Raw genomic sequence first — 8877 nt, forward strand, 5'->3', positions numbered from 1 at the left:
ATACGACTCCGGCGTCGGCGGATTGAGCGTGCTGCGCGCCATCCGCGAGGCCCTGCCGCACGAGCACCTGCTGTACGTGGCCGACTCCGCCCACGTGCCCTACGGCGAGAAGACGCAGCAATACGTCCAGCAAAGGGCGCTGGCCATCGCCGACTACCTGGTGTCGCGCCGGGCCAAGGCCATGGTGGTGGCCTGCAACACCGCCACGGCCGCCGCCATCGCCGCCCTCCGCGCCCGCCATCCGGACCTGGCGATCATCGGCGTGGAACCAGCCATCAAGCCGGCCGCGCACCTGACGCGCAGCGGCGTGGTGGGCGTCTTCGCCACCACGGGCACGCTGGCCAGCCCCAAGTTCGCCGCCCTGGTGCAGCGCGAGGCGCCGGAGATCCGCATCCTGTTCCGCCCCTGCCCCGAATGGGTGCTGCAGGTGGAACGCGGTGAAATCCAAGGCGAGGCCGCCGCCCGCGTCGTGGCCGCGCCGGTGCATGAACTGCTGGCCCAGGGCGCCGACGCGCTGGTGCTGGGCTGCACCCATTTCCCGTTCCTGCATGACGCGATCCAGGCCGCGGCGGGCCCCGCCGTGCCATTGCTGGAAACCGGCGGGCCGGTGGCGCGGCGCCTGCGGCACCAGTTGCAGGAACGCGGACTGCTGGCCGGCGCGGGCCCCGGCGCGGTGGAACTGGTGACCACCGGCGACGCCGCCGCGCTGGCCGGCCTGGCCGCGCAACTGCTCGGCCTGCCGGCGACCGCCACGCGGGTGCCGCCCGGCTGGTGCTGACGGGCCGATTCCGTTTCCTTTGATTGCGCGCATCCCGCCGGCCCCCGTCCGGCGGAATAATTGCGTAAAGTGGAGTTGCCGCGGCGCCGCCATGACGGGGCGGCCGCGGGCTCGCGGACAACAAGGAGACGTCGATGAAACGCATTCTGATCCCGGTGGACGGCTCGCAGCATGCCGTCCACGCCGTGCGCGCCATGCTCGATGCGCGCAGCTATGACCCCGTCGAACGCGTGGAGCTGCTGACCGTGCAGATCCCGCTGCAGGCCGGCAAGATCGGCCGCGGCCTGTCGCAGGCCGATATCGACGCCTATCACCAGGAAGAAGGCGAGGCCGCGCTGCGCGACGCCAGCGCCTTGCTGGCGCAAGCCGGCGTGCCGTTCACCCCGCGCATCGAGACCGGCGCGGCGGCCGAGACCATCGCCCGCGTCGCCGCCGAGATCGACGCCGACGAAATCTACATGGGCACGCGCGGCATGGGCTCGGTGGCCGCGCTGTTCATGGGCTCGGTCGCCACCAAGGTCCTGCACCTGACGGAATTGCCCGTCACCCTGGTCAAGTAAGGAGCCGCCATGCTGAACATCCTCGTCCCCGTGGACGGTTCCGACAATGCCAACCGCGCCGTGCTGCACGCGCGCCAGCTGGCCCAGGGCGCGCCCGACGCGCGCATCCACCTGCTCAACATCCAGTCGCCGCCGCAGGGCCGCGCCGGCCTGTCGCGGCTGGTCACGCAGGACATGATCGACGAGTACTACGTGCGCGAGGGCCAGGAAGCCGCCGATGAAGCGCGCAAGCTGCTCGATGTCACCGGCACCGACTACACCAGCCATGTCGAATTCGGCAAACCGGCGATCGAGATCCACGCCTATGCGCAGGAACACCAGTGCGCGCGCATCGTCATGGGCACGCGTGGCCATGGCGCGCTGGCCGGCGTGCTGATCGGCTCGGTCGCCAACCAGGTGGTGCAACTGGCCGAGGTGCCGGTGACGCTGGTGCGCTGAACCCCGGCGACGGCGCGAGGCGGCCGGCGCGGCAGGTCCGCTAGAGGCCGGTCGGCAACGCCGGCAAGGTCAGCGTCACGCGCAGCCCGCCCAGCGGCGATGGCCCCGCGCCGACCTCGCCACCATAGGTGCCGGCCAGGTCCCGCACGATGTCCAGGCCCAGGCCGGAACCTGGCCGTTGCTCGTCCATGCGCACGCCACGCTCGAAGATGCGTTCGCGCTCGTCTTCGGAGATGCCCGGGCCGTCGTCGTCGATCACGATGCTCAGGCGGTCTGGCGCGGTCGCCTGGGCGCCGATGCGGACGCGCCGCGCGGCCCATTTGCAGGCGTTGTCGAGCAGGTTGCCGGCCATTTCCTGCAGGTCCTGCTCCTCGCCGCGAAACTCGAGCCGGTCGGCGAATTCGTCCATCTCCAGTTGCAGTTCCCGTGCCGCATACAAGCGCTGCATGACGCGCAACAGCGCCTGTAGCGGCGCCCGCAGCGGCGTGCGTCCGCCCGCCGTGCCGGAGGCCGCCGCGGCGCGCGCGCGCGCCAGGTGGTGGTCGATCTGGCGCTGCGCCATCGCAACCTGTTCACGCACCAGGCGGGCGAAGGCGCCCTCTTCGCGCATCGCCGCGTTGCCCAGGATGGTCAACGGCGTCTTGACCGCATGCGCCAGGTTGCCGGCCTGGGTCCGCGCCCGTTGCACGATGTCGGCGTTGACCGCCAGGACGCGGTTGAAATCATCGACCAGCGGCTGGATCTCGCTGGGAAAACGGCCCTCGATGCGCACGCTGTTGCGGCCCTGCTGCGCGGCCAGCTGGCGCCGCAGCCGCCCCAGCGGCCGCAACCCAACCATCACCTGCACCACCGCTGCCGCCACCAATCCGGCGGCCAGCGCGCCCAGCGACAGCAACAGCATGTGGTCGAAGCGTTCGATGGGCTCGGCCAGCACCGCGCGATCGGCGGCCACCACCAGGCGCAGCGCGCCGGCGTCGCTGTCTTCGGGCTTGAGCAGGCGCGTCAGCGCGCTCAGGTCGTGGTTCTCGGGTCCGGCGATGTCATGGAAACCATCGGCGCGGTCAGTGGCGGGCAGGGCCAGCACCTGGTCCCACAACGAGCGCGAACGCGCCACGCCCGCGGCCACCACGCGGCCGGCGTCGTCGAGACGGTCGATCTGCCAGTACAGGCCGGACAGCGGCTGCTCCAGGCGGGGATCGCTCAAGGGAGAGGCCACGGTCGGCCGCCCGTCCGGCGCCACGCTGACCGCCGCCGTCAACTGGTTCATGTGCAGCGCCAGCTCGGCCCGCAACTGTTCGGAAATGTGCTGGCGAAACAGGCTGCCCAGTCCCCATCCGGCCAGCACGATGATCGCCGCGATCCAGGCGAGCGTGCCGGCCAGCATGCGCCAGCGCAGCGACCCCGGCGCGCGCGACGCGGTCATGACGGACAGGCGAGCCGGTAACCCAGCCCGCGCACGGTCTCGATGGTGTCGGCCGGCAGCTTCTTGCGCAGGCGGCCGATGAACACGTCGATGGTGTTGGAGTCGCGGTCGTGGTCCTGGGCGTAGATGTGTTCGATCAGGTCACCGCGCGAGACCACCTCGCCGGCGTGCTGCATCAGCACCGCCAGCACCTTGAATTCGTGGCTGGTGAGGTTCAGCGGCTGGCCGTCGACAGTGGCGCGGGCCAGCCGCGTGTCGAGCATCAGCGGACCGCAGCGCCATTGCGCGCTGGCGTGGTTGCTGTGCCGCCGCAGCAAGGCGCGCACGCGCGCCAGCAGTTCTTCCATGTGGAAGGGCTTGGTGAGGTAGTCGTCGGCGCCGGCGTCGATGCCGGCGACCTTTTCGTGCCAGTTGGAGCGCGCGGTCAGGATCAGGACCGGCATGCCGCGGCCGGCCGCGCGCCATTGCTTGAGCACCGTCAGGCCGTCCATCACCGGCAGGCCCAGGTCCAGCACCACCACGTCGTAGGTCTCGACCTCGCCCATGTAGTGCGCGTCGGCGCCGTCCGCGGCGGCGTCGACGGTATAACCCGCAAGTCGCAGGGCCTCGGCCAGCTGCGCGGCCAGGGTCGGTTCGTCTTCGACGACAAGTATGCGCATCAGTGTCGGTTCCGGAATTGGATGTCGCGCCCCTTCATGCCCAGCACGGTGCCGTCGCGCGCATCGATCTTCAGCTTGACCAGGCTGCCGCCGGGCTGCAGCAGGCGGATTTCGTAGAGGAAGATGCCGTCATCCTCCTCGAATTCCACCTTGACCACCTGGCCAGGGAAATCACGCTCGACGATATCCAGCACCGACCGCAACGGCAACACCTTGCCGGCCTGCAGGGCCTGGCGCGCCTGTTCATGGTCGCTTTCGTCGGCGCGGCCCGCGCCCGGCCCGATGGCCAGCGCCAGGGCCAGCGCGAGGCCGGTCAGCCAGATTGCGATACGTAGGCGTGCGGTCATGGGAATTCCGTCGGGCGGTCGCGTTCCAGGGTAACCCGGCGCGCGGGGGAAAAACAGGGAGCACAAGCGCCTCATTTATAGCGGGCGGAACATGAACGGCGGGTGAACGGCGGCTTCAGAACGGGTTCATGCGCCCCGCCGAATAATGACGTCATGGCCGATCCACGGCCCTACCTCGACCTTCAGGAGAAAACCGCATGAACCCGATCCGCAAGACCCTGTCCGCCCTGGCCATCGGCGCCGCCGCCCTCGCGGGCACCGCCGCGCTGGCGCAGACCGCGCCCCAGCCCGCTCCGGCGACCCCGGCGCCCGCCGCAACCGCGCCGGTCCAGGCCGCCCCCGCCGCGCAGATCCTGACCGTGCGCCAGGTCTATGACACGCTGACCGCCGCGGGCTATCGCAACATCACCGAGATCGAACTGGAGCATCACCGCGGCTACGACGTCAAGGCCGACAACCCGCAAGGCCAGCGCGTGAAGCTGCGGGTGGACGCGCAGACCGGCGCGGTGCTGCGCAGCCGTATCAAGGATTGAGGCCGACGCCATGAAAACCCGTACCGTCCTGGGACTGTTCCTGCTGGCGCTGACCGGCGCCTGGGCCATCGACGCCCTGGTGCTGCAACCGGCGGCCACGGCCGCCTGGCCCTGGGTGCTGCGCCAGCAGGCGCTGTACCTGACAGGCGTCTGGTCCATCGGCCTGATGTCGCTGATCATGCTGCTGGCCTTGCGCCCTGCCTGGCTGGAAGGTCCGCTGGGCGGCATGGACAAGATCTACCGGCTGCACAAATGGGCCGGCATCCTGGCCATCGGCGCCGGCGCCGCGCATTGGCTGGTCAAGCTGGCCAGCACGCCGCTGAAGGCGCTGGTCGGCGCCGAGGGCCGACCGGCGCGCGACGCGGTGCTGGCCATGCTGGCGGATTCGCGCGGATTGGCCAAGGACCTGGGCGAATGGACGATCTACGCGCTGCTGGCCATGCTGGTCATCACGCTGTGGCGCCGCTTTCCGTACCATGCCTGGCGCATCGTCCACCGCGCCATGCCGCTGGCCTACCTGATACTGGTGTTCCATACCCTGGCGCTGGCGCCGGCCTATTACTGGACCGGGCCGACCGGCGCGCTGCTGCTGCCGTTGATGGCGGGCGGCGCCTGGGCCGCGCTGCTGTCGCTGGCCGGCCGCATCGGCGGGGCCCGGCGCGTGGCGGGCCGGGTGACGGCGCTGACGCAGCGGCCTGGCGACATCCTCGAAGTCACCTGTGAACTCGGTGCGCGCTGGCCCGGCCACGCCGCCGGCCAGTTCGCCTTCGTCACCTTCGACCGGCGCGAAGGCGCGCACCCGTTCACCATCGCCAGCGCGCCGCATCGCGGACGCCGCGACGTGACGTTCCAGATCAAGGCGCTGGGCGACTACACCCAGCGGCTGGCCGCCACGTTGCGCGAGGGCGCGCCCGTGATGGTGGAAGGCCCCTATGGCCGCTTCGAGCGTCCCGCCGCCGGCCCGCAGGTGTGGGTGGCGGGCGGCATCGGCGTCACGCCTTTCCTGGCCTGGCTGGAGGCCGCGCGCGACGCGTCCGGCCACACGCCGCCCGTCTGGCTGCACTATTGCGTGCGCGACGGCGCAACCGACCCGTTCGTGGACGTGCTGCGGCAACGCTGCGCCGCGCTGGACAACGTCACGCTCCAGGTACACAGCGCCGCCGCCGGCCAGCGCCTGGACGCCGCCGCGCTGGCGCAGGGCGAAGTGGCCGCCGGCCGCGTCGCCGATGTCTGGTACTGCGGCCCCGCCGGGCTGGCGAACGCATTGCGCAAGGGCCTGCGGCGCCTGGGGCGCGGCAACGTCCACTGGCATCAGGAAGCCTTCGACATGCGCTAGCCCACGCCGCCCCGTCGTATGATGGAAGTTCGCCCATCCGCGCCTGGAGCCGCGCCATGCGAATTCGATACCTGTTGCCGGCGCTCGTCGCGGCCGCCAGCCTGGTGGCCGCTTGCGGCGAAGTCGCCCGCCTGCCGGTAGAGGCCGGCATGGGGCCGCGGCCCGAGTTGCCCGCCCCCAATACCACCCTCATTCCCACGGTCAACACGGCCAGGGCGGTGGGCTGGAGCGAGACCGGCCTGCCGACGCCGGCCAGCGGCCTGGCGGTCACCGCCTACGCCCGCGGCCTGGATCATCCGCGCTGGCTCTACGTGCTGCCCAATGGCGACGTGCTGGTGGCCGAGACCAACGCGCCGCCCAAGCCGCCCGAGATGTCCGGCGGCCTCAAGGACTGGGCCGCCGGCATCGTCATGAAGCGCGCCGGCGCGCGCACGCCCAGCGCCAACCGCATCACGCTGCTGCGCGGCCTGACGCCCGATGGCGCGGCGCAGACGCGCAGCGTGTTCCTGGAAGGCCTGAATTCGCCCTTCGGCATGGCGCTGGTGGGCGACCAGCTGTATGTCGCCAACGCCGACGCGGTGCTGCGGTTTCCGTACCAGGCCGGCCAGACCCGCATCGACGCGCCCGGCGTCAAGGTGACCGACCTGCCCGCGGGGCGCAACCATCATTGGACCAAGAACCTCATCGCCAGCGCCGACGGCGCCAAACTGTATGCGACGGTCGGCTCGAACAGCAACGTCGCCGAGAACGGCATGGCGGAAGAGGAAGGCCGCGCCGCCATCTGGGAAATCGACGTCGCCAGCGGCGCCAAGCGCCTGTATGCCAGCGGCCTGCGCAACCCGGTGGGCATGGCCTGGGGCCCCGACGGCAAGACGCTGTGGACGGCGGTGAACGAACGCGACGAGCTGGGCAGCGACCTGGTGCCCGACTACATGACCTCGGTGCGCGACGGCGGTTTCTATGGCTGGCCATACAGCTACTTCGGCCAGCACGTCGACACCCGGGTGAAGCCGCCGCGCCCGGACCTGGTGGCGCAGGCGATCGTGCCGGATTACGCGCTGGGGCCGCACACCGCCTCGCTGGGGCTGGCCTGGTCCGGCGGCGCCACGCTGCCGGCGCCGTTCACCCACGGCATGTTCGTCGGCCAGCATGGTTCCTGGAACCGCGACCCGCGCAGCGGCTACAAGGTCATCTTCGTGCCATTCACCGGCAACCGCGCCGACGGCCAGGCGCGCGACGTGCTGACGGGATTCCTGGACGCGGACGGCCAGGCCCGCGGCCGGCCGGTGGGCGTGGCCGTGGATGGGCGCGGCGGCCTGTTGGTGGCCGACGACGTCGGCAACGTGATCTGGCGCGTAACGGCGCAGCCAGCGGCGCGTTGATGCGGCGCCCGCGCAATTCGCTGGCGTCCGATTGCGCTGCGTCAAACCGCCGGCGGGCAAGGCCGGCCCAAGAGGCGTAGACTGAGATCGGATCACTTTGTCGCCCGCGGGATCCCGTGCAACGGCTCCGCGGCCCTTTTCCCCTCGACACCTGGAGGCATGAACATGCTGTTGAAGAATCTCTGCGCCGCAACCATCCTGGCCCTGGCCTCGGCGCCCGTGCTGGCGGCCGAATGCTCGGTCGACATCGCCGGCAATGACCAGATGCAGTTCGACAAGAAGGAAATCACGGCCAGCAAGAGCTGCAAGCAGTTCACCGTCAACCTCAAGCACCCCGGCAAGCTGGCCAAGAACGTCATGGGCCACAACTGGGTGCTGACCAAGCAGGCCGACATGCAGGGCGCCGTCAACGACGGCATGGCCGCCGGCCTGGACAACAACTACGTCAAGAAGGACGATGCCCGCGTCATCGCCCACACCAAGGTGATCGGCGGCGGCGAAACCGATTCGGTCACCTTCGACGTCAGCAAGCTGGCCGCCGGCCAGGACTACGCCTACTTCTGCTCGTTCCCCGGCCACTTCGCGCTGATGAAGGGCGTGCTCAAGCTGGTCGACTGATCGCCCCTGCCGGCCTCGCGGGATCTGCGCGGGGCCGCCGTGCCCGCCCCTACAATGACCGTTTGCCAATACTCTTGGGGAACGACGCATGAGCACGGATAAAGTGGCAATCATCACCGCCGGCGGCAGCGGCATGGGCGCGGCCGCGGCGCGCAAACTGGCCGCCGACGGCTACCGCGTGGCGATCCTGTCCTCGTCCGGCAAGGGCGAGGCGCTGGCCGCCGAACTCGGCGGCCTGGGCGTGACCGGTTCGAACCGCTCGCCCGAGGACCTGGCGCGGCTGGTGGACGCGACCCTGCAGCAGTGGGGCCGCGTCGACGCCGTGGTCAACAGCGCCGGCCACGGTCCCAAGGGTCCGCTGCTGGAGATCAGCGACGACGACTGGCACCTGGGCATGGAGTTCTACCTGCTCAACGTGGTGCGCATCGCGCGCCTGGTGGCGCCGGTCATGAAGCGCCAGAAATCCGGCGCCATCGTCAACATCTCGACCTACGCCACCTTCGAACCGGAAGCGCTGTTCCCCACGTCCGGCGTGTTCCGCGCCGGGTTGGCCGCGTTCACCAAGGTGTTCGCGGACGAATACGCGGAGCACAACGTGCGCATGAACAACGTGCTGCCCGGCTTCATCGACAGCCTGCCGGAAAAGGAAGACCGGCGCGCGCGCATCCCGATGGGCCGCTACGGCACCGCCGAGGAAGTGGCCGACCTGATCGCCTTCCTGGCCTCCGACGCTTCCTCGTACATCACCGGACAGAACATCCGCATCGACGGCGGCATCACACGCTCGGTCTGATCCGCGCGGC

Annotated in this window: 11 protein-coding genes; 8 read left to right on the forward strand and 3 right to left on the reverse strand. The window is 70.4% G+C overall.

The genetic code is table 11. From position 1 onward, the window contains the following. The 3 genes from murI to DK459_RS04530 form a co-directional block, all read left to right on the forward strand. Window positions 1–778, forward strand: a 778-nt coding sequence (murI, locus tag DK459_RS04520) for a glutamate racemase (RefSeq protein ID WP_233256756.1), incomplete at its 5' end; no start/stop codon positions are given. A gap of 134 nt (window positions 779–912) precedes the next feature. Next, window positions 913–1338 (forward strand): universal stress protein, encoded by a 426-nt coding sequence (locus DK459_RS04525; RefSeq protein WP_020926638.1) that lies wholly within the window; start codon window positions 913–915, stop codon window positions 1336–1338. Window positions 1339–1347: 9 nt separating this feature from the next. After that, window positions 1348–1776: a universal stress protein gene (locus tag DK459_RS04530; protein ID WP_006384626.1), complete on the forward strand. Its 429-nt coding sequence runs from the start codon at window positions 1348–1350 to the stop codon at window positions 1774–1776. A 40-nt stretch (window positions 1777–1816) separates the two neighbouring features. Here the strand turns inward: DK459_RS04530 and DK459_RS04535 are convergent, their stop codons facing one another. The 3 genes from DK459_RS04535 to DK459_RS04545 are packed head-to-tail and all read right to left on the reverse strand — an operon-like array spanning window position 1817 to window position 4205. Then, window positions 1817–3199 (reverse strand): sensor histidine kinase, encoded by a 1383-nt coding sequence (locus tag DK459_RS04535; RefSeq protein WP_038504316.1) that lies wholly within the window; start codon window positions 3197–3199, stop codon window positions 1817–1819. Beyond that, the gene (locus DK459_RS04540; RefSeq protein ID WP_006386694.1) at window positions 3196–3858 is read right to left on the reverse strand and encodes a response regulator transcription factor; all 663 of its coding nucleotides are present in this window, start codon (window positions 3856–3858) and stop codon (window positions 3196–3198) included. The genes DK459_RS04535 and DK459_RS04540 overlap by 4 nt, the downstream gene beginning before the upstream one ends. Then, window positions 3858–4205, reverse strand: a complete 348-nt coding sequence (locus DK459_RS04545; protein WP_006386695.1) for a PepSY domain-containing protein — start codon at window positions 4203–4205, stop codon at window positions 3858–3860. Before DK459_RS04545 ends, DK459_RS04540 begins: the two co-directional genes overlap by 1 nt. A 197-nt stretch (window positions 4206–4402) precedes the next feature. Here DK459_RS04545 and DK459_RS04550 point away from each other — a divergent pair, with 197 nt between their 5' ends. The 5 genes from DK459_RS04550 to DK459_RS04570 all read left to right on the forward strand — a co-directional run bounded on the left by DK459_RS04550 (window position 4403) and on the right by DK459_RS04570 (window position 8867). Beyond that, complete coding sequence (locus DK459_RS04550) at window positions 4403–4738, forward strand: PepSY domain-containing protein (RefSeq protein WP_020926634.1); 336 nt, start codon at window positions 4403–4405, stop codon at window positions 4736–4738. Between the two features lie 10 nt (window positions 4739–4748). Then, a complete protein-coding gene (locus DK459_RS04555; RefSeq protein ID WP_024070201.1) occupies window positions 4749–6074 on the forward strand; it encodes a ferric reductase-like transmembrane domain-containing protein in 1326 nt (441 codons plus the stop codon). Window positions 6075–6130: 56 nt separating this feature from the next. Beyond that, window positions 6131–7456 carry a sorbosone dehydrogenase family protein gene (locus DK459_RS04560; RefSeq protein ID WP_024070202.1) on the forward strand — a complete coding sequence of 442 codons (1326 nt, stop codon included), beginning with the start codon at window positions 6131–6133 and terminating at the stop codon, window positions 7454–7456. Window positions 7457–7621: 165 nt separating this feature from the next. After that, window positions 7622–8074, forward strand: coding sequence for an azurin (gene azu, locus DK459_RS04565; protein ID WP_070540538.1), 453 nt, complete (start codon window positions 7622–7624; stop codon window positions 8072–8074). Window positions 8075–8162: 88 nt separating this feature from the next. Next, window positions 8163–8867, forward strand: a complete 705-nt coding sequence (locus tag DK459_RS04570) for an SDR family oxidoreductase (RefSeq protein ID WP_006384411.1) — start codon at window positions 8163–8165, stop codon at window positions 8865–8867. Window positions 8868–8877 lie beyond the last annotated feature (10 nt).

This window comes from Achromobacter sp. RW408 (genome assembly GCF_003184165.1).
Classification (GTDB): Bacteria; Pseudomonadota; Gammaproteobacteria; order Burkholderiales; family Burkholderiaceae_B; genus Achromobacter; species Achromobacter xylosoxidans.

What these genes read in the sequence shown, in the direction of transcription:
- DK459_RS04550 (WP_020926634.1), top strand. Translation starts at nt 4,403, where the DNA reads ATGAACCCGATCCGCAAGACCCTGTCCGCCCTGGCCATCGGCGCCGCC.
- DK459_RS04570 (WP_006384411.1), top strand. Translation starts at nt 8,163, where the DNA reads ATGAGCACGGATAAAGTGGCAATCATCACCGCCGGCGGCAGCGGCATG.
- DK459_RS04525 (WP_020926638.1), top strand. Translation starts at nt 913, where the DNA reads ATGAAACGCATTCTGATCCCGGTGGACGGCTCGCAGCATGCCGTCCAC.
- azu (WP_070540538.1), top strand. Translation starts at nt 7,622, where the DNA reads ATGCTGTTGAAGAATCTCTGCGCCGCAACCATCCTGGCCCTGGCCTCG.
- DK459_RS04530 (WP_006384626.1), top strand. Translation starts at nt 1,348, where the DNA reads ATGCTGAACATCCTCGTCCCCGTGGACGGTTCCGACAATGCCAACCGC.
- DK459_RS04540 (WP_006386694.1), bottom strand. Translation starts at nt 3,858, where the DNA reads ATGCGCATACTTGTCGTCGAAGACGAACCGACCCTGGCCGCGCAGCTG.
- DK459_RS04555 (WP_024070201.1), top strand. Translation starts at nt 4,749, where the DNA reads ATGAAAACCCGTACCGTCCTGGGACTGTTCCTGCTGGCGCTGACCGGC.
- DK459_RS04535 (WP_038504316.1), bottom strand. Translation starts at nt 3,199, where the DNA reads ATGACCGCGTCGCGCGCGCCGGGGTCGCTGCGCTGGCGCATGCTGGCC.
- DK459_RS04545 (WP_006386695.1), bottom strand. Translation starts at nt 4,205, where the DNA reads ATGACCGCACGCCTACGTATCGCAATCTGGCTGACCGGCCTCGCGCTG.
- DK459_RS04560 (WP_024070202.1), top strand. Translation starts at nt 6,131, where the DNA reads ATGCGAATTCGATACCTGTTGCCGGCGCTCGTCGCGGCCGCCAGCCTG.